The organism is Streptomyces sp. NBC_01788, assembly GCF_035917575.1.
Taxonomy (GTDB): Bacteria; Actinomycetota; Actinomycetes; order Streptomycetales; family Streptomycetaceae; genus Streptomyces.
Genome location: NZ_CP109090.1, coordinates 3,681,992 through 3,700,482 on the forward strand (window position 1 = coordinate 3,681,992; position 18,491 = coordinate 3,700,482).

The following is an 18,491-nucleotide window of genomic DNA, read 5'->3' on the forward strand; positions in this document are numbered from 1 at the left end:
CGGCCGGGACACCCGGGACGCCCTGATCCGGCCGCTCCGCCTCCCCCTCCCTCTCTCCTCCCCGCAGCTCTTTCCCCCCGCAGCTCCTCTCCCCGCACCCAGACCGCCCACAGAAAGACTGTCCCGTGCTTGCCTCCACCCTCCATGCCTCGGACATCCCCTGGGCCGCGATCGCGCCCCTGCTGGTCGCCGAACTCGCCCTCCTCGTGTACTGCCTCGTCGACGTCGCGCGGAACCGGAACACGCGTCACCTGCCCCGCTGGGCCTGGGTGCTGATCTGCCTGTGCGTGAACCCCCTGGGCCCGATCGCCTACCTGGTGGCGGGGCGGAGCGAGAACCGATGAACGGGTCGGCCGTGGTCACCGCGGGCCTGGTGCGCGACTACGGGAACGGCGCGGGGCTGCACGGAGTGGACCTGGAGGTGCCGCGCGGCGGTGTCTACGGTCTGGTGGGGCCGAACGGCGCGGGCAAGACCACGCTGCTGTCCATCGTGGCCGGTCTGCGCCGCTCCGACGCGGGCGAGGTCCGGCTGTCGATCGACGCGGGACGGATCGGGGTCTGCCCCGACACCCCCGAGTTCGAACCCTGGCTCACCGCGGCGGAGGTGGTGCGCCAGTCCCGCGGTCTGGCCGCGCGTGACGGGCGCCGCCGCCGCGGCGGTACGAAGCACCACCACGGCTCGGACGCCCCCGACCCGGTCGCGGCCGTCCTCGCCGAGGTCGGCCTGACCGAGGCGGCCGGCCGGCGCACGGGCGGCTTCTCCCGCGGGATGAAGCAACGGCTGGGCCTCGCCGTGGCGTTGGCGCTGGACCCCGAGCTGCTGATCCTCGACGAGCCGTCCAGTGCGCTCGACCCGTCCGGGCGGGCGGAGGTCCTGTCCCTGGTCGCCGGGCTCGGCCGGACCCGCACCGTGATCTTCTCCAGCCATGTCCTGGCGGACGTCCAGCGGGTCGCCGACACGGTGGGCGTGCTCGACCGGGGCAGGCTCCTGTTCCAGGGGCCGGTACGCGATCTGATCGACCGGTTCCTCCAGCCGGCCTGGGAGGTACGGCTGCGCGGGGGCGGCGAGCAGCGGCTGGCCGAACTGCTGCGGCAGCAGGACTGGGTCACCTCGGTGACGGTGAACTCCGACGGGTCCGTGCGCGTCGAGGCGGCGAGCACGGCGGTCGGTGAGCGCCGGCTGCCCAAGGCGATCGCCGAGGCGGACGCCGCTCTGATCAGCCTGCACCCCGTCGACGCCGACCTGGAGGCCGCGTTCCTCGCCCTGACCGGCGGACGGCAGGGACGGGACGCGGAGCACGGGCGGGACGGACAGGACATGAAGGACGACCAGCGGGACGCGGATCGGACGGGTGCGGCGTGAACGAGCTTTCGCTGTGGCGGGTGGAGTGGCTCCGGCTGCTGCGCACCAAGAGACTGATCGCACTGCTGGGCGTCTTCGTGCTCTTCGGGTTCGCCGGGCCGCTGCTCGCCCGGTACTCCGGGGAGCTGCTGAACCACGCCGGAAGCTCGGGCCAACGGGTGAAGATCGTCTTTCCGCCCCCGGTCCCGGCGGACGGTGTGGTCCAGTACGTGGGCAACGCGCTCGGGATCGGCCTCATCGTGACCGTCGTCGTGGCGGCGTACGCGTGCTCGATCGACGCCGGGACCGCCCTGTCGGTCTTCTACCGCACGCGTGCCCGGCGCTTCGGCGACCTGCTGGTGCCGAGGTTCGCGGTCAGCGCCGCCGGGGCCGTGGGCGGCTACCTGGCCGGGCTGCTCGCCGCCTGGTACGAGACGGCCGTCCTGCTGGGGAATCCCGGTACGGCGGCCATGGGCAGGACCGCGCTCGTCGGTTCGGTGTACCTGGTGTTCGCCGTGGCGGTCACGGCACTGGCCGCGACGCTGGCGCGCAGCACGCTCGGCACCGTCGGGTACGCGCTGCTCGTGCTGTTCACGCTCCCGCTGCTCGGGGCGGTGCCGCGGGTGTCGCGCTGGCTCCCGACCGAGCTGACGCGGGCGCCGGACGCGTTCCTGCGGCACACGGCGACCGACGAGGCGCAACGGGCCCTGGCCGTCGCCGTGGTGCTGGCGCTCGGCTGCCTGGCGGCGGCGATCCTGCGCGGCGCGCGCAAGGAGGTGCGCTGACGTCCGCGTCCGGCCTTCGGGGCCTCTGCTCGCGGCCTTGACCCCGCGACCGTACGGAAAATACCTTTCATCGTGTGACCCAGGACGTGAAGGAAATTTTCGCAGGCGTGGGCGCCCCGGGCCTCACGCCCCCCGCCCCCGCCGCCCTCGCGGCCAAGGTGCGCACGCTCGCGCCCTCGATGACCCGCTCCATGCAGCGGGTCGCCGAGGCCGTCGCCGCCGACCCGGCCGGCTGCGCGGCCCTCACGGTCACCGGCCTCGCCGAACTCACCGGCACCAGCGAGGCGACCGTCGTCCGCACCGCCCGTCTGCTGGGCTATCCGGGTTACCGGGACCTGCGCCTGGCCCTCGCGGGCCTGGCCGCCCAGCAGCAGTCGGGGCGCGCGCCCGCCATCACGACCGACATCGCGGTGGACGACCCCATCGCCGACGTCGTCGCCAAGCTCGCCTACGACGAGCAGCAGACCCTGGCCGACACCGCCGCAGGGCTCGACACCATCCAGCTCGGCGCGGCCGTCACCGCGCTGGCCGCCGCCCGCCGCACCGACGTCTACGGCATCGGCGCCTCCGGACTGGTCGCCCAGGACCTCACGCAGAAGCTGCTGCGCATAGGGCTGGTCGCCCACGCGCACAGCGACCCGCATCTCGCCGTCACCAACGCGGTGCAACTGCGCGCGGGGGACGTGGCGATCGCCATCACCCACTCGGGTTCGACCGGGGACGTGATCGAACCGCTGCGGGTGGCTTTCGAGCGCGGCGCGACCACCGTCGCCATCACCGGCCGGCCCACCGCGCCCGTCACGCAGTACGCCGATCACGTCCTGACCACCTCCACGGCCCGCGAGAGCGAGCTGCGCCCGGCGGCGATGTCCTCCCGGACCAGCCAACTGCTCGTGGTGGACTGCCTGTTCGTCGGCGTGGCACAGCGGACGTACGAAACGGCGGCGCCCGCGCTCGCCGCGTCCTACGAGGCGCTCGCCCACCGGCACAGCCCGCGGGGCGGGACCCACCGCTCGTAGCGTTCGTAGCGCTCGCCGAGGTCGCGACGCTCGTAGCCGAGAACCGAACAAGCCCGGATCCGCACGGTCAGCCGTACCGCATCGCACGAGAGAGCCGCCCCCTCATGACCTCCACGCCCCACTACCGCGAGCTGCGCTCCGAGTTGGAGTCGCTGACGACCGAGGCGTTCCGCCCCGAGCTGGCGGAGATCGACCGGCTGCCGACGCTGGAGATCGCCCGGCTGATGAACGCCGAGGACACCACCGTGCCCACCGCAGTGGCCGAGCGGCTGCCGCAAATTGCCGCCGCGATCGACGCGGTGGCCGAGCGGATGGCGCGCGGCGGCCGACTGGTCTACGCCGGCGCGGGCACCGCCGGACGGCTGGGGGTCCTGGACGCCTCGGAGTGCCCGCCGACCTTCAACACCCGCCCCTCCCAGGTCGTCGGGGTGATCGCGGGCGGCCCGCAGGCCATGGTGACCTCGGTCGAGGGCGCCGAGGACTCCAAGGAGCTGGCGGCAGAGGCGCTCGACGCCCTCGGTCTCATGCCGGACGACACGGTGGTGGGCGTCTCCGCCTCCGGCCGCACCCCCTACGCCATCGGCGCGGTGGAGCACGCCCGCGCCCTGGGCGCCCTGACCGTCGGCCTGTCCTGCAACGCGAACAGCGCGCTGGCGGCCGCCGCCGAGCACGGCATCGAGGTCGTCGTCGGCCCCGAGCTGCTGACCGGCTCCACCCGTCTGAAGGCCGGCACGGCGCAGAAGCTGGTCCTCAACATGCTCTCGACGATCACGATGATCCGGCTGGGCAAGACCTACGGAAATCTGATGGTCGACGTACGGGCCTCCAACGACAAGCTCCGCGCCCGCTCCCGGCGCATCGTCGCCCTGGCCACGGGCGCGCCGGACGACGAGATCGAACGGGCCCTCGCGGCCGCGGACGGCGAGGTGAAGACCGCCATCCTCACCCTCCTCGCCGACCTCGACGGCCCCACGGCGACCCGCCTCCTGGAGCAGTCCGACGGCCATCTGCGCGCGGCGCTGGAGCGGGCGGCGGACTGAGCCCGGCGGGCCTGTGACCGGCGGCGGGAGCGAACGGGCGGACCGGGGGCTCCCCCACCGGCCGCGGCGTCCTACGCTGGAGGACATCATGAACCACGCCCAGCTCACCGCCCTCGGGCGGGCACTGCGTCTGCTCGGCGAGCACGGCGAGGCGCTCTCCGCCGAGACGCCCGACGCCAGGCTCCACGAGGTCAAGGCGGACCTCCGGCGCGCTCTCGACCTGCTGGACGAGACCGTCACGACGGCCGCGCCCGCCACCCGCTGCCCCGAGCATCCGAACGGGCCCGTCGACGAGAGCGCGCCCGACCTGTGTCTGCTGTGCGAGACCCGGCGCCGGGCCGCCCGCCGCTCCGAGGTCGACGGGGCGTACGCCTCGTACGCGCGCCGCGCCGCCGGGCCCGCCGCCTCCGCCCCGTCCCGCTACGGCGTCCGCGAGGACCGGCCGCAGCCCCAGCAGCGGTGGCTGCCGGAGCTGTGGAACGGGCGGGAGTGGCAGTTGTGCGGGACCCCGCGCCGGGACCGGCGCGAGGCCGAGCTGTTCATCGACGCCCAGCGCCGGGCCCCGCGCGCCGCGCCCGCCTACCGGCTCGTGCACGAGTTCACGGACTACGAGGTGGTGCGGATCTGGGGCCATCCGGCGCGGACCGACATCGAGCCCATGAGCAACCCGGCCAACCCGGGCAGCCCCGGCAACCCGTAGGGCGTGGGGCCGGCGCCTACGGCACCTTCGCCCCGGCGGGCGCGGGCTCACCGGCCGCCATCGGCTCCCCCGGCCCCGCGGGGCGCGGGCGCGGGATGAAGGACGCGACCAGGAAGCCGAGCAGCGCGGCGCCGCCGCCGACGGCGAGGACCGTGCGGAAGCCGTTCTCGGAGGGCAGCTGGTAAGGGCCGAACGCGGTGGTCATGTGGGACAGGACCACGCCCGCGACCGCGCTGGCGACCGACGTGCCGATGGAGCGCATCAGGGTGTTGAGGCTGTTCGCCGCGCCCGTCTCGGAGGCGGGGACGGCGCTCATGATGAGCGCGGGCATCGAGCCGTAGGTGAAGCCGATACCGGCGCCGATCACGCAGGACGTCAGGACGAAGTGCCAGACCTCGCTCATCAGGGCGATGTTGAGGCCGTAGCCGGCGGCCACGATCAGCGCGCCGATCATCAGCGTCACCTTGGGGCCCCTGGTCCGCGAGACGATCGCCGACACCGGGGCGACGGCCATCATCACCAGGCCGGAGGGCGCCATGACCAGGCCGGACGCCAGCAGCGACCTGCCGAGGCCGTAGCCGGTCTGCTCGGGCAGTTGCAGCAGCTGCGGGATGACCAGGGACATCGAGAACATCGCGAAGCCGATGGCCACCGAGGCGAGGTTGGTCACCAGCACCTGGCGGCGGGCCGTGGTGCGCAGGTCCACCAGGGGCTCCTCGACGCGCAGTTCGAACAGGCCCCAGACGACCAGGACCACGACCGCCACCGCGAACAGGCCCAGGGTCGTACCGCTGCCCCAGCCCCAGTCGGCGCCCTTGGAGATCGCCAGCAGCAGGCAGACCAGGCCCACCGCCATACCGATCGCGCCGGGAAGGTCGAAGCGGCCGCCGGTGCGCACCGCCGACTCGGGCACGAAGCCCAGCACCAGCGCCGCCGCCACGACGCCCAGGCCGGCCGAGACCCAGAACAGCATGTGCCAGTTGAGGTTCTCGGCGATCAGCGCGGCGGCGGGCAGTCCGAGGGCGCCGCCGACACCGAGCGAGGCACTGATCATCGCGGTCGCCGAACCGAGCCGCTCGGCGGGCAGTTCGTCGCGCATGATGCTGATGCCGAGCGGGATGACGCCGGAGGCGAGGCCCTGCAGGGCACGGCCGACGATCATCGGCGTCAGGGAGTCGCTCAGCGCGGCCGTGACCGAGCCGGCCACCAGCATGGCCAGGCTCAGCAGGAGCATGCGGCGCTTGCCGTACATGTCGCCGAGGCGGCCCATGACCGGGGTGGCCACGGCCGCGGCGAGCAGCGTGGCGGTGACGGCCCAGACGGTGTCCGACGCCGAGGCGTGCAGGAGCTGGGGCAGCTCGGGAATGATCGGGATCACCAGGGTCTGCATCAGCGAGACCACGATGCCGCCGAAGGCGAGTACGGCCACGACGGCATTGGGCCGGGGCGCGGATTGCCCGGCCGCGGCGGGCCGTGCGAGTGCGTCGGACATGAAGGAAGGTCTCCGTCGGAGAGCAGGTGTACTTGACTCAGGCAACTTTAATTGGACTTGATTGACTTAAGCAAGTGAAAATCCCGCCGGGAAGGCCCCCGGACAGAGTCAGGACGGCCAGCCGGGCCGAAGAGACACAGAAAAAGGGGCGGCGCCCGCCCTCAGGCAGCCGCCGCCCCCGCGACTCGGCTCAGCTCAGCGTCTCCAGCGCCGCCGCGTCGTACGGCTTCAGCTCGTCGAAGCGGCCGCCGAGGACCTTCGCCGCCCACTCGGGGTCCTGGAGCAGAGCGCGGCCCACGGCCACCAGGTCGAACTCGTCGCGCTCCAGCCGGTCCAGCAGGTTGTCGAGGCTGCCGACCTCCGCGCCCTCACCCTTGAACGCCTTGACGAAGTCGCCGTCCAGACCCACCGAGCCGACGGTGATGGCCTGCTTGCCCGTCAGCTTCTTCGTCCAGCCCGCGAGGTTGAGGTCCGAGCCCTCGAACTCCGGCATCCAGTGGCGGCGCGTGGAGGCGTGGAAGACGTCCACCCCGGCCGCGGCGAGCGGTGACAGGATCGCCTCCAACTCCTCGGGCGTCTCGGCCAGACGGGCGTCGTAGGCCCCCGACTTCCACTGGGAGTACCGGAAGAGGACCGGGAAGCCGGGCGAGACGGACGCGCGCACCGCCGCCACGATCTCCGCCGCGAACTTCGTACGGGCCACCGCGTCGCCGCCGTAGGCGTCGGTGCGACGGTTGGTGCCCGCCCAGAGGAACTGGTCGAGCAGGTAGCCGTGGGCGCCGTGCAGTTCCACGCCGTCGAAGCCGATGCGCTCCGCGGCGGCGGCCGCCTCGGCGAACGCGCCGATGACGTCGTCCAGGTCGGTCCGCGTCATCGCCCTGCCGGTCACCTCGGACTCGCCGAGGCGCAGCCCGGAGGGACCCACGGCGGGCGCCTCGGGGAACGGCTGCTGGCCCGGCTTGCGCACCATGCCGATGTGCCAGAGCTGGGGCACGATCGTGCCGCCCGCCGCGTGCACGGCCTCGGCGACCTTCGCCCAGCCCGCGAGCTGCTCCTCGCCGTGGAAGCGCGGCACGCGGTCGCTCTGACCGGCCGAGTCGTGCCCCACGTAGGTGCCCTCGGTGACGATCAGGCCGACACCCGCGGCGGCACGGCGGGCGTAGTACGACAGCACGTCCTCGCCGGGGACGCCGCCCGGCGAGAACATCCGGGTCATCGGCGCCATCACGATCCGGTTGGGGACGGTGAGGCCGTTCAGCGTGACGGGGCGGGAGAGGATCTCGGCCGCGCGGGACGCGGACCCGGATTCGGAAGCGGTGACGGTCACGGTGGGGGGCTCCTCGAAATCGTGTCAGATACCGGCCGGCACGCACGCACGCCGGCCGGGCACCGGCGTCAACTGCCCCACCGGCCACGACATTCCACCGATCCACTCCTGTGACCCGGAACACGCCCGAGGGCGGCACCCCCTGTCTCCAGGGAGTGCCGCCCTCGGTACGTGAAGGACGGATCCGATCCTTTGAGGGATCAGAAGTCCATGTCACCGCCCGGCATGCCGCCGCCGGCCGGCGCGCCGGCCTTCTCCGGCTTGTCGGCGATGACGGCCTCGGTGGTGAGGAACAGCGCGGCGATGGAGGCGGCGTTCTGCAGCGCGGAACGGGTCACCTTCGCCGGGTCGATGATGCCCTCGGCGATCATGTCGACGTACTCGCCGGTGGCGGCGTTCAGACCGTGGCCGACGGCCAGGTTGCGCACCTTCTCCACGACGACGCCGCCCTCGAGACCACCGTTGACGGCGATCTGCTTCAGCGGGGCCTCCAGGGCGAGCTTCACGGCGTTGGCGCCGGTCGCCTCGTCACCCTCGAGCTCCAGCTTGTCGAAGACGCTGGTGGACTGCAGCAGAGCCACGCCGCCACCGGCGACGATGCCCTCCTCGACGGCCGCCTTGGCGTTGCGCACGGCGTCCTCGATGCGGTGCTTGCGCTCCTTGAGCTCCACCTCGGTGGCGGCACCGGCCTTGATGACCGCGACACCGCCGGCGAGCTTCGCCAGGCGCTCCTGCAGCTTCTCGCGGTCGTAGTCCGAGTCGCTGTTCTCGATCTCGGCGCGGATCTGGTTCACGCGGCCCGCGACCTGGTCGGTCGAGCCGGCACCGTCGACGATGGTGGTCTCGTCCTTGGTGATGACGACCTTGCGGGCGCGGCCGAGGAGGTCCACGGTCGCGTTCTCCAGCTTGAGGCCGACCTCCTCGGAGATGACCTCGCCGCCCGTGAGGATGGCGATGTCGCCGAGCATGGCCTTGCGGCGGTCGCCGAAGCCCGGGGCCTTGACGGCGACGGACTTGAAGGTGCCGCGGATCTTGTTGACGACCAGGGTCGACAGGGCCTCGCCCTCGACGTCCTCGGCGATGATCAGCAGCGGCTTGCCCGACTGCATGACCTTCTCCAGGAGCGGGAGCAGGTCCTTGACCGAGGAGATCTTGGAGTTGGCGATGAGGATGTACGGGTCCTCGAGCGACGCCTCCATGCGCTCCATGTCGGTCGCGAAGTAGGCGGAGATGTAGCCCTTGTCGAAGCGCATGCCCTCGGTGAGCTCGAGCTCGAGCCCGAAGGTCTGCGACTCCTCGACGGTGATGACGCCTTCCTTGCCGACCTTGTCCATGGCCTCGGCGATGAGCTCGCCGATCTGGGTGTCGGCGGCGGAGATGGAGGCGGTGGAGGCGATCTGCTCCTTGGTCTCGACCTCCTTGGCCTGGTCGAGCAGGGCGGCGGAGACGGCCTCGACGGCGCGCTCGATACCGCGCTTCAGGGCCATCGGGTTGGCACCGGCGGCGACGTTGCGCAGGCCTTCCTTGACCAGGGCCTGGGCGAGCACGGTCGCGGTGGTCGTACCGTCACCGGCGACGTCGTCCGTCTTCTTGGCGACTTCCTTGACCAGCTCGGCGCCGATCTTCTCGTACGGGTCCTCGAGCTCGATCTCCTTGGCGATGGAGACACCGTCGTTGGTGATCGTGGGGGCACCCCACTTCTTCTCGAGGACGACGTTGCGGCCCTTGGGGCCGAGGGTCACCTTGACGGCGTCCGCGAGCTGGTTCATGCCGCGCTCGAGGCCTCGCCGCGCCTCCTCGTCGAACGCGATGATCTTGGCCATGTGAAGTGGTCCCTCCAGGACTGGGGGTGATTCCTTCGGACCGCGCCCGCGCCCGCGACGGACGGCCCCGACCTGAGGTGGTTCCTTGCCCCACCTGGCCCGTGGCCTCACCGACTCGGTCCTTCGTTGTCACTCTCACCTTCAGAGTGCTAACGCCAATGATTAGCACTCGACCCCTTCGAGTGCAAGGTGCGCCCGCGAAGCGGGCTCGATGAGGGGTGGCGGTCGGGTGACGGGTGGGCGCAAGCGCCTTCGGGGGGTCGGCGGGCAGTCAGCCGCGTGCGGACACCGCCGGGCCGGCCCGGCGAGGGAGCGGCGCACGGAGGCCGGCACACCCGGACGGCGCGCGGGCACAGCGAAGGGCCCGCACCCCGGCAGCGGAGGTGCGGGCCCTTCCGAAGAAGAACGTCGCTTGCGGTGGTCGCGCGATTCAGGCCGTGACGCGGACCATGTCGGCCTGCGGACCCTTCTGGCCCTGCGAGATCTCGAACTCGACCCGCTGGCCCTCTTCCAGCGTGCGGTAGCCGTCCATCTGGATCGCGCTGTAGTGGACGAAGACGTCCGCACCACCGTCGACCGCGATGAAGCCGTACCCCTTCTCCGCGTTGAACCACTTGACGGTGCCCTGAGCCATGCCTAACTCCCCTATTACTGGCCCTTGCACAGATCCACACTTCGCGGACCCGGGTCAGACCTCACCCCCCGTGAATCGGGGGCGTGCGCCGGAACGCGTCGACCGCGGCCGAATGTATCTGCCCAACTGCCCTCTGCAACAGGTCAATCGGACGAGAAATCTGGACGCACACGGTCCGGAATATAGGAAGAATTCACGCGAATTCAGGGCAATTCGGGCCCCACGAACAAGGCAAATACCGCAAAAGGCTCGCAGACTTTGGCTACTTCTTACCGGGCCCGCGGCAGGATTCCATGGCCCCGGATTCCGATTCCGAGGGCGCGTTCCCCAACTCTACCGCGTTCAATCACACAGAATTGCCCCCTCCGCATCTCTTACGGAAGGGGCAACTCGGTGAACTCTGCGTGACCGGAATTACCGAAGGTAATGATCAGCCGCCGGCGACCGCGGGGATGATCGAGACGCCCGCGCCGTCCGGGGTGGCCGTCTGAAGGCCCTGCTCGAACCGGACGTCGTCGTCGTTGACGTACACGTTGACGAAGCGGCGCAGCTTGCCCTGGTCGTCCAGGACCCGGGCCGCGATGCCCGTGTGGTTCTTCTCCAGGTCCGAGATGACGTCGGACAGGGTCGCGCCCTCGGCGCTCACCTCGGCCCGCCCGCCGGTGTAGGTGCGCAGGATGGTGGGGATGCGAACGGTCACGCTCATGCCAGGCCAGCCTCTCGGAAGGAGTCCAGGGTCGGACGGATCGTCGCGGTCAGGCCGGTGCCGGCCACCGCGTCCAGTGTCTTCAGCCCGTCGCCGGTGTTGAGGACGACGGTCGTCTTCGTCGGGTCGAGGAGGCCGTTCTCGACCAGCTTCCTCGTCACGCCGACCGTCACACCGCCCGCGGTCTCGGCGAAGATGCCCTCGGTCCGCGCCAGCAGCTTGATCGCGTCGACGACCTGCTCGTCGGTCACGTCCTCCACCGCGCCACCGGTGCGGCGCGCGATGTCCAGGACGTACGGGCCGTCGGCCGGGTTGCCGATGGCCAGGGACTTGGCGATCGTGTTCGGCTTCTGCGGCCGCACGACCTCGTGGCCGGCCTTGAAGGCGGTGGACACCGGCGAGCAGCCCTCGGCCTGGGCGCCGAAGATCTTGTACGGCTTGTCCTCGACCAGCCCCAGCTCGATCAGCTCCCGCAGGCCCTTGTCGACCTTGGTGAGCTGGGAGCCCGAGGCGATCGGGACGACGATCTGGTCCGGCAGCCGCCAGCCGAGCTGCTCGCAGATCTCGTACGCCAGCGTCTTGGAGCCCTCGGCGTAGTACGGCCGCAGGTTGACGTTGACGAAGCCCCAGCCCTCGCCGGCCGGATCGCCGATCAGCTCGGAGCAGAAACGGTTCACGTCGTCGTAGTTGCCCTCGATGCCGACGAGTTCGCCGCCGTAGATCGCGGCCATCACGATCTTGCCCTGCTCCAGGTCGTGCGGGATGAACACGCAGGAGCGCAGTCCGGCACGGGCGGCCGCGGCGCCGACGGCACCGGCCAGGTTGCCGGTCGAGGAGCAGGAGAGCGTGGTGAAGCCGAAGGCGCGGGCCGCCTCCAGCGCCTGCGCGACCACGCGGTCCTTGAAGGAGTGCGTCGGGTTGCCGGAGTCGTCCTTCACGTACAGCCCGCCGGTCACGCCCAGTTCACCGGCGAGGCGGTCGGCCCGGACGAGCTTGGTCCAGCCCGGGTTCAGGTTCGGCTTGCCGGCGACGTCCGCGGGAACGGGCAGCAGCGGCGCGTAGCGCCAGATGTTCGCGGGGCCCGCTTCGATCCGCTTGCGCAGCTCCTCGGTGTCGTAGGCCGAGAAGTCGTAGGCGATCTCCAGCGGGCCGAAACACTCCTCGCAGGCGAAGACCGGGCCGAGAGGGACGCGGTGACCGCACTCGCGACAGCTCAGTGCCGCGGCGGGGCCGAGGTCCACGGTGGAATCGGTGCTGCTTGCAACAGTCTGCACAGCCATGTGAGGCGAGGCCCTTTCTCCTCATCTTCCTCACGACGCATCTCGCCGTGAGACGGATTTGGCACCTTCCCTAGCCGGGAGCCTCGCGAAGACGATCGGCTGTGCGCGCACAGCAGTCGATACGAGAACCGGCTGGAGGGTTGCCGGGGCTTCATCGGGCCGTGTCCCTCTGCCCCTCTGGATGAGCTGTATTCGGTTGTGAGGCGGAGGTGACCCCCGGCATGGGATGGTCGTCCGCGTTGTTCAAGACTGTAACGGAAGGCCAGGACGGCGGAGGCAGTCGTCCGAACCGCGAGACGACACCGCGAGACGACAGTCGCGGGACGACAGTGAGGAGCCGCTGACCGTGCTGGAAGAAGTCGAGCGCTGGCTGGCCACCCGCTCCTGGTCCGTCGCCGACCGGCCGCTGCACCAGATCCTGGCGGCCAAGCAGCGCACCGGTCAGTCGGTCTCCGTGGTGCTGCCCGCGCTGAACGAGGAGGCGACGGTCGGCGACATCGTCGCGGTGATCCGCCGCGACCTGGTGGAGCGGGCGCCGCTCGTCGACGAGATCGTCGTCGTCGACTCGGGCTCCACCGACCGCACCTTCGAGGTGGCCGCCGCCGCGGGCGCCCGGGTGGTGCGCCGCGACGAGATCCTGCCGCGCCTGCCCGCGGTGCCGGGCAAGGGCGAGGTGCTGTGGCGCTCCCTGCTCGTCACCCGCGGGGACGTCATCTGCTTCGTCGACGCCGATCTGCGGGAGTTCTCCTCCGACTTCGTCACCGGCATCGTGGGCCCGCTGCTCACCGAACGCGACGTCGACTTGGTCAAGGCGATGTACGACCGCCCCTTCACCGTGCCCGGCCGGGACGCCTCCGCCTCGGCCGCCGCAGGGCAGGGCGGACGGGTCACCGAGCTGATGGCGCGCCCGCTGCTCAACATGCACTGGCCGCAGCTCGCCGGCTTCGTGCAGCCGCTCGGCGGCGAGTACGCGGCCCGCCGCTCACTCCTCGAACAGCTGCCCTTCCCGGTCGGCTACGGCGTCGAGCTGGGCATGCTGGTCGACGCGCTGCACCTGGTGGGCCTGGACGCGCTCGCGCAGGTCGACGTCGGGGTGCGCAGGCACCGGCACCAGGACGGGCAGGCGCTCGGCAGGATGGCCGCCGCGATCTACCGCACCGCCCAGCTCCGCCTGGCCCGCGGCCATCTCGTGCGCCCCCGTCTCACCCAGTTCGAGCGCGGCGAGAACGGCTTCGAGCCGCGGACGCACCCCGTGGACACCGAGGAGCGTCCGCCGATGGCCGAGGTCGCGGAGTACGCGGCCCGGCAGGTGGCCTGAAACACCGGCCTCGCCCGCTTTCCGGCGGCTACGAAGCGGAACCGTACGTTTGAGCGTTTCGGGGCCGGGCTAGGTTGAGGCTTATGGCTTCTACGCACGGTGCCGAGGTGCTGGTCGCGTCCAATCGCGGCCCGGTTTCGTATCAGGTGCGCGAGGACGGCTCGCTCCACTCCCGGCGCGGAGGCGGAGGGCTGGTGTCCGGGCTCTCCGCGATCGGCCCGGAGGCGGGGGCGGTGTGGGTGTGCGCCGCGCTGAGCGACGCCGACCGGGAGGCGGCGGGCCGCTTCGAGGGCGGGCGCCGGCTGCCGTCGGAGGCGACCGGCGGGCAGCAGGTGCGGATGCTCGACATCGACGCGCGGGTCTTCTCCGACGCCTACAACGGCATCGCCAACTCGGTGCTGTGGTTCGTCCACCACATGCTGTACCAGACGCCGCTGGAGCCGGTCTTCGACGCCGGGTTCCGGCGCCTGTGGAAGTCCTACGAGGCCTACAACCTGGCCTTCGCCGAGGCGCTCGCGGAGGAGGCGGCCGAGGGGGCGGCCGTGGTGGTGCAGGACTACCACCTGACGCTCGTGCCGGGGATGCTGCGCGATTTCCGGCCCGATGTGCGCATCGGGCACTTCTCGCACACGCCGTGGGCGCCGGCGGACTACTTCCGGATCCTCCCCGACGACATCGCCGAGCAGGTGCTGCGCGGAATGCTGGGCGCGGACCGGCTGGGCTTCCTCACCCAGCGGTGGGCCGACGCGTTCGCCGGGTGCTGCGACGCGCTCGTCGGCGGGCTCGGGGGCACCCGGATCGGGGTGCACGGGCTGGGCGCGGACGCGGAGTTCCTGCGGGAGCGGTCGCACCGGGTCGACGTCGAGGAGCGGATGGCGGCGCTGCGCGAGGAGATCGGCACCGGACCGGACGGTGGCCCGCGCCGGACGATCGTGCGGGTGGACCGGACCGAGCTGTCCAAGAACATCGTGCGGGGGCTGCACGCGTACCGGGAGCTGCTGGAGCAGCACCCGCAGTGGCGCGAGCGGGTGGTGCACGTGGCGTTCGCCTACCCCTCGCGGCAGGACCTCGCGGTGTACCGAGAGTACACGGAGCAGGTGCGGCGGGTGGCCGAGGAGATCAACGCCCGGTACGGGACGCCCGGCTGGACCCCCGTCCTGCTGCACGTGGAGGACGACTTCGCGCGGTCGCTCGCGGCGTACCGGATCGCCGACGTGGCCCTGGTCAACCCCATCCGGGACGGGATGAACCTGGTCGCCAAGGAGGTGCCGGTCGTCTCCGACTCGGGGTGCGCGCTGGTGCTGTCGCGGGAGGCGGGGGCATACGCCGAGCTGGGCGAGGACGCGGTCGTCGTCAACCCGTACGACGTGGTGGGGACGGCCGGGGCGCTGCACCGGGCGCTGAACATGCCGGGTCCCGAGCGGGCGGAGCGGACGAAGCGGCTGGCCGCGGCCGCGACCGCGCTGCCGCCCGCCCAGTGGTTCCTGGACCAGCTCCAGGAGCTGGGCGGCTGAGCGGCTGAGCGGCTACGCGAGGCGGTCCGCCAGGTTCCTCAGCAGTGCCACCACCCCGGCGGGGCCGTCCACCACGAGGTCGGCCCGCCGCGACACCTCGGTGACCTCCTTACTGCCGCTGCAGACCAGGACGCCCGGGACTCCGTCCGAGCGGAGTTCGTCGACCGCAGCGAAGGCCGGGAGGTCGCCCAGGTCGTCGCCCGCGTACAGGACCGACGTGGCGCCCAGGTCGCGGGCGCAGTCCAGGAGGGCGACGCCCTTGTCCATGCCCGGGGGACGCAGTTCGAGGACCATGCGGCCGGGCTCGACGATCAGCCCGTGGCGGGCGGCCAGGCCGGCGAGGGGTTCGCGCAGCGCCTCGAACGCGGCCTGCGGGTCGTCCGCGCGGCGGGTGTGGACGGCGACCGAGCGGCCCTTCTCCTCGATCCAGGTGCCGTGCCCGGCGCCGGTCCGGTCGAGGAGGCCGGGCAGTTCGGCGCGGACGGCGGCGACGCCGGGGTGCGGGGGCGGGGCGGTGAGCGTGCCCGTTGCGGCGTCCCAGCGCTCGGCTCCGTAGTGGCCGAGGACGACCAGGTGCTCCAGGCCGGGTACGCCCGCGAAGCCGCCGTGGCGCACCGCGACGCCGGGCGGGCGGCCGGTGACCACCGCGACGGCGGCCACCTTCGGGGCGAGTGCGGAGAGCGCGGGCACGGCGTCCGGGTGGGCGCGGGCCTGGTCGGGGTCGGGGACGATCGGCGCGAGCGTCCCGTCGAAGTCGAGCGCGATCAGCGCGCGCTCGGGCCGGGCGAGAAGCGCGGCGAGCCCGTCCCGCCCGGCCCGGGTGACGGGCGCCGGCAGATCGGAGACGGAGGCGGTCGAGTCGGCGGAGTGACGGTCCTGACTACCCATGGGGCGAACCTATCCCTCCGGGACCCGGCGCACTCCTCCGCCGGGCACGAGTCTCAGTGCTCGGGCGGATTCAGGGCCCGGCGCGGGTTCAGCGCTCGGCGCGGCGGGTCTCGCGGACGCGGCGGAGGCGGTTCACCGTGACCGGGTCGTGGGCGAGGGCGCGGGTGTCGTCGAGGAGGGCGTTGAGGAGCTGGTAGTAGCGGACCGGCGACAGACCGAGCTCCTCGCGTATCGCGCGTTCCTTCGCGCCGGGGCCGGTGAAGCCGCGGCGCTCCAGGGCGAGGATGCCCCGCTCCCTGCGGCCGAGCCCCTGCTCCTCGTCGTCGTCCATACCAGGCACCGTAGCCTCCTCCACCGACGACGGCCCTCGCCGGACCCGTCCGCACCGTTCCGGCCGCCCCGGCGTCACCAAGTGGACACAATTGGTCTGCACCAAGTAAGTGGACTAGACCTCTCCCGGTCGACGGTCCACACTGTTCCACGTGAAACACGTCATCGCCCTCGATGTGGGCGGCACCGGGATGAAGGCCGCCCTGGTCGCCGCCGACGGCTCCCTGCTGCACCGGGCCCGCCGGGCGACCGGCCGCGAGCGCGGGCCGGACGCCGTCGTCGAGAGCATCCTCGACTTCGCCGCGGAGCTGCGCGCCCACGGCGTCCAGCACCTGGGGCAGGAGGCGGCCGCGGCCGGCGTCGCCGTCCCCGGCATCGTCGACGAGGAGCGCGGCATCGCCGCCTACGCGGCCAACCTCGGCTGGCGTGACGTCCCCCTGCGCGATCTGCTCGCCGAGCGGCTCGGCGCCCCCGTCGCCCTGGGCCATGACGTGCGCACCGGCGGGCTGGCCGAGGGCCGGATCGGGGCGGGCAGGGGCGCGGACCGGTTCCTCTTCGTGCCGCTGGGCACCGGAATCGCGGGCGCCATCGGCATCGACGGCCGGGTGGAGGCGGGCGCACACGGCTTCGCGGGCGAGATCGGCCACATCGTCGTACGCCCCGGAGGCCTGGACTGCCCGTGCGGGCAGCGCGGCTGCCTGGAGCGGTTCGCCTCCGCGTCGGCGGTCAGCCAGGCATGGGCCGAGGCGTGCGGGGACCCGGACGCGGACGCGGCGGACTGCGCCAAGGCCGTGGAGTCCGGGGACGCCAGGGCACGGGCGGTCTGGCAGGAGGCGGTGGACGCGCTCGCCGACGGGCTGGTCACCGCGCTCACCCTGCTGGACCCGCGCACGCTGATCATCGGCGGCGGGCTCGCCGAGGCGGGCAAGACGCTGTTCGCGCCGCTGCGCGAGGCGGTCCAGCGGCGCGTCACCTTCCAGAAGCTGCCGTCGATCGTCCCCGCGGCCCTGGGGGACACCGCCGGCTGCCTGGGCGCGGGGCTCCTGGCCTGGGACCTGCTCAACACTTCTACGACGTTTCCGGAGGTAGCCACCTGATGGCCCCCAGCAAGGTTCTGACCGGAGCCCGGGTGGTGCTGCCCACCGGGATCGTGGACGGCGGCCGTGTGATCGTCGACGGCACGCGGATCGCCGGCGACGCCCGGGAGGACGCCGAGACCCTCGACGTGCGCGGGCACTGGCTGGTCCCCGGCTTCGTCGACATCCACAACCACGGCGGGGGCGGCGCCTCCTTCTCCGGCACGGCCGACGACGTACTGACCGCCGTCCGCACCCACCGGGAGCACGGCACCACCACCCTGGTCGCCTCGACCGTCACCGACGACATGGGCCTCCTCGTCAAGCAGGCGGGGCTGCTGTCGGAACTCGCCGAGCAGGGCGAGATCGCGGGCGTCCACTTCGAGGGGCCGTTCATCTCGCCGTGCCGCAAGGGAGCGCACTCCGAGAAGCTGCTGCGCGCCCCGGACCCCGCCGAGGTGCGCAAGCTGATCGACGCCGCCCGCGGCCGGGCCAGGATGATGACCCTGGCCACCGAACTGCCCGGCGGCATCGACTCCGTACGGCTGCTCGCGGAGCGCGGCGTGATCGCGGCGATCGGGCACACGGACGCGACGTACGAGCAGACGGTGGAGGCGATCGACGCCGGGGCCACCGTCGCCACCCATCTGTTCAACGCCATGCCGCCGCTGGGCCACCGCGCCCCCGGCCCGATCGCGGCCCTGCTGGAGGACGAGCGGGTCACGGTCGAGCTGATCAACGACGGAGTGCATCTGCACCCCGCCGCCCTGGAGCTGGCGTTCCATCACGCGGGCGCACAGCGGGTCGCCTTCATCACCGACGCCATGGACGCCGCCGGGGCCGGTGACGGCCGCTACCTGCTCGGCCCGCTCCAGGTCGAGGTCGCGGACGGGGTGGCACGACTGGTGGAGGGCGGCTCGATCGCGGGCTCGACCCTGACCCTGGACCGGGCTTTCCACCGGGCGGTGACCGTCGACCGGCTGCCCGTCACGGACGTGGTCGCCGCGCTGTCCGCCAATCCGGCCCGGCTGCTCGGGATGGACGACCGGGTGGGTTCCCTGGAACCCGGCAAGGACGCCGATCTCGTGCTGCTCGACGAGGACTTCGCCCTCAAGGGCGTGATGCGGCGGGGCTCCTGGGTGGTTGAGCCCCAACTGGGCTGATCCGTCCTTCTGTCCGGCCGCGGTGGCCGGTCCGCGGGGTGGGCGGCGGGGCCG

The 18,491-nt window shown here is 72.3% G+C and carries 18 protein-coding genes and 1 riboswitch; of the genes, 10 read left to right on the plus strand and 8 right to left on the minus strand.

Translation table 11 applies throughout. The annotated features are described in order from the left end of the window. Positions 1–125: 125 nt before the first annotated feature. The 6 genes from OIE49_RS16645 (at position 126) to OIE49_RS16670 (ending at position 4,886) form a co-directional block, all read left to right on the plus strand. Positions 126–344, plus strand: a complete 219-nt coding sequence (locus OIE49_RS16645) for a PLD nuclease N-terminal domain-containing protein (protein WP_326803026.1) — start codon at positions 126–128, stop codon at positions 342–344. Continuing rightward, positions 341–1,363, plus strand: a complete 1,023-nt coding sequence (locus OIE49_RS16650) for an ABC transporter ATP-binding protein (protein ID WP_326803027.1) — start codon at positions 341–343, stop codon at positions 1,361–1,363. Before OIE49_RS16645 ends, OIE49_RS16650 begins: the two co-directional genes overlap by 4 nt. Continuing rightward, positions 1,360–2,127: a hypothetical protein gene (locus OIE49_RS16655; protein ID WP_326803028.1), complete on the plus strand. Its 768-nt coding sequence runs from the start codon at positions 1,360–1,362 to the stop codon at positions 2,125–2,127. The genes OIE49_RS16650 and OIE49_RS16655 overlap by 4 nt, the downstream gene beginning before the upstream one ends. Positions 2,128–2,201: 74 nt before the next feature. Further along, positions 2,202–3,146 (plus strand): MurR/RpiR family transcriptional regulator, encoded by a 945-nt coding sequence (locus OIE49_RS16660; RefSeq protein ID WP_100569023.1) that lies wholly within the window; start codon positions 2,202–2,204, stop codon positions 3,144–3,146. A 104-nt stretch (positions 3,147–3,250) separates the two neighbouring features. Next, a complete protein-coding gene (murQ, locus tag OIE49_RS16665; RefSeq protein WP_326803029.1) occupies positions 3,251–4,186 on the plus strand; it encodes an N-acetylmuramic acid 6-phosphate etherase in 936 nt (311 codons plus the stop codon). A gap of 88 nt (positions 4,187–4,274) precedes the next feature. Next, positions 4,275–4,886 carry a hypothetical protein gene (locus OIE49_RS16670; RefSeq protein ID WP_326803030.1) on the plus strand — a complete coding sequence of 204 codons (612 nt, stop codon included), beginning with the start codon at positions 4,275–4,277 and terminating at the stop codon, positions 4,884–4,886. 16 nt (positions 4,887–4,902) lie between these two features. On the opposite strand, the gene OIE49_RS16675 is transcribed toward OIE49_RS16670, so the two are convergent. From OIE49_RS16675 to thrC, 6 genes are all read right to left on the minus strand, one after another. Continuing rightward, entirely contained in the window at positions 4,903–6,378 is a 1,476-nt protein-coding gene (locus tag OIE49_RS16675) for an MFS transporter (protein WP_326803031.1), read from the minus strand. Positions 6,379–6,568: 190 nt separating this feature from the next. After that, a complete protein-coding gene (locus tag OIE49_RS16680) occupies positions 6,569–7,705 on the minus strand; it encodes an NADH:flavin oxidoreductase (protein WP_326803032.1) in 1,137 nt (378 codons plus the stop codon). A 200-nt stretch (positions 7,706–7,905) separates the two neighbouring features. Continuing rightward, positions 7,906–9,528, minus strand: coding sequence for a chaperonin GroEL (gene groL / locus OIE49_RS16685; protein WP_326803033.1), 1,623 nt, complete (start codon positions 9,526–9,528; stop codon positions 7,906–7,908). A 430-nt stretch (positions 9,529–9,958) separates the two neighbouring features. Then, a complete protein-coding gene (locus tag OIE49_RS16690) occupies positions 9,959–10,162 on the minus strand; it encodes a cold-shock protein (protein WP_004986573.1) in 204 nt (67 codons plus the stop codon). A gap of 430 nt (positions 10,163–10,592) precedes the next feature. Further along, positions 10,593–10,868 carry a MoaD/ThiS family protein gene (locus OIE49_RS16695; protein ID WP_100569029.1) on the minus strand — a complete coding sequence of 92 codons (276 nt, stop codon included), beginning with the start codon at positions 10,866–10,868 and terminating at the stop codon, positions 10,593–10,595. After that, positions 10,865–12,148, minus strand: coding sequence for a threonine synthase (thrC, locus tag OIE49_RS16700; protein ID WP_326803034.1), 1,284 nt, complete (start codon positions 12,146–12,148; stop codon positions 10,865–10,867). Before thrC ends, OIE49_RS16695 begins: the two co-directional genes overlap by 4 nt. An 18-nt stretch (positions 12,149–12,166) precedes the next feature. After that, a riboswitch (SAM riboswitch) is annotated at positions 12,167–12,336 on the minus strand. A gap of 158 nt (positions 12,337–12,494) precedes the next feature. Here thrC and OIE49_RS16705 point away from each other — a divergent pair. Beyond that, positions 12,495–13,466, plus strand: a complete 972-nt coding sequence (locus OIE49_RS16705) for a glucosyl-3-phosphoglycerate synthase (RefSeq protein WP_326803035.1) — start codon at positions 12,495–12,497, stop codon at positions 13,464–13,466. Positions 13,467–13,549: 83 nt separating this feature from the next. Continuing rightward, positions 13,550–14,980: an alpha,alpha-trehalose-phosphate synthase (UDP-forming) gene (locus OIE49_RS16710; RefSeq protein WP_326803036.1), complete on the plus strand. Its 1,431-nt coding sequence runs from the start codon at positions 13,550–13,552 to the stop codon at positions 14,978–14,980. Between the two features lie 12 nt (positions 14,981–14,992). On the opposite strand, the gene otsB is transcribed toward OIE49_RS16710, so the two are convergent. Both otsB and OIE49_RS16720 read right to left on the minus strand, forming a co-directional pair. Next, on the minus strand, positions 14,993–15,868 hold the full coding sequence (otsB, locus tag OIE49_RS16715; protein ID WP_326803037.1) for a trehalose-phosphatase: 876 nt from the start codon (positions 15,866–15,868) through the stop codon (positions 14,993–14,995). A gap of 88 nt (positions 15,869–15,956) precedes the next feature. Continuing rightward, a complete protein-coding gene (locus OIE49_RS16720; protein ID WP_326803038.1) occupies positions 15,957–16,199 on the minus strand; it encodes a DUF3263 domain-containing protein in 243 nt (80 codons plus the stop codon). A gap of 151 nt (positions 16,200–16,350) precedes the next feature. Here OIE49_RS16720 and OIE49_RS16725 point away from each other — a divergent pair, with 151 nt between their 5' ends. Together OIE49_RS16725 and nagA are read left to right on the plus strand one after the other, a co-directional pair. Continuing rightward, entirely contained in the window at positions 16,351–17,295 is a 945-nt protein-coding gene (locus tag OIE49_RS16725; RefSeq protein ID WP_326803039.1) for an ROK family protein, read from the plus strand. Continuing rightward, a complete protein-coding gene (gene nagA, locus OIE49_RS16730; protein WP_326803040.1) occupies positions 17,295–18,437 on the plus strand; it encodes an N-acetylglucosamine-6-phosphate deacetylase in 1,143 nt (380 codons plus the stop codon). The genes OIE49_RS16725 and nagA overlap by 1 nt, the downstream gene beginning before the upstream one ends. Positions 18,438–18,491 lie beyond the last annotated feature (54 nt).

Excerpts from the sequence above, each read along its gene's own strand:
- otsB (WP_326803037.1), bottom strand. The coding sequence starts at position 15,868 with ATGGGTAGTCAGGACCGTCACTCCGCCGACTCGACCGCCTCCGTCTCC.
- OIE49_RS16690 (WP_004986573.1), bottom strand. The coding sequence starts at position 10,162 with ATGGCTCAGGGCACCGTCAAGTGGTTCAACGCGGAGAAGGGGTACGGC.
- OIE49_RS16695 (WP_100569029.1), bottom strand. The coding sequence starts at position 10,868 with ATGAGCGTGACCGTTCGCATCCCCACCATCCTGCGCACCTACACCGGC.
- OIE49_RS16720 (WP_326803038.1), bottom strand. The coding sequence starts at position 16,199 with ATGGACGACGACGAGGAGCAGGGGCTCGGCCGCAGGGAGCGGGGCATC.
- thrC (WP_326803034.1), bottom strand. The coding sequence starts at position 12,148 with ATGGCTGTGCAGACTGTTGCAAGCAGCACCGATTCCACCGTGGACCTC.
- OIE49_RS16675 (WP_326803031.1), bottom strand. The coding sequence starts at position 6,378 with ATGTCCGACGCACTCGCACGGCCCGCCGCGGCCGGGCAATCCGCGCCC.
- OIE49_RS16650 (WP_326803027.1), top strand. The coding sequence starts at position 341 with ATGAACGGGTCGGCCGTGGTCACCGCGGGCCTGGTGCGCGACTACGGG.
- OIE49_RS16670 (WP_326803030.1), top strand. The coding sequence starts at position 4,275 with ATGAACCACGCCCAGCTCACCGCCCTCGGGCGGGCACTGCGTCTGCTC.
- OIE49_RS16710 (WP_326803036.1), top strand. The coding sequence starts at position 13,550 with ATGGCTTCTACGCACGGTGCCGAGGTGCTGGTCGCGTCCAATCGCGGC.
- nagA (WP_326803040.1), top strand. The coding sequence starts at position 17,295 with ATGGCCCCCAGCAAGGTTCTGACCGGAGCCCGGGTGGTGCTGCCCACC.
- groL (WP_326803033.1), bottom strand. The coding sequence starts at position 9,528 with ATGGCCAAGATCATCGCGTTCGACGAGGAGGCGCGGCGAGGCCTCGAG.
- murQ (WP_326803029.1), top strand. The coding sequence starts at position 3,251 with ATGACCTCCACGCCCCACTACCGCGAGCTGCGCTCCGAGTTGGAGTCG.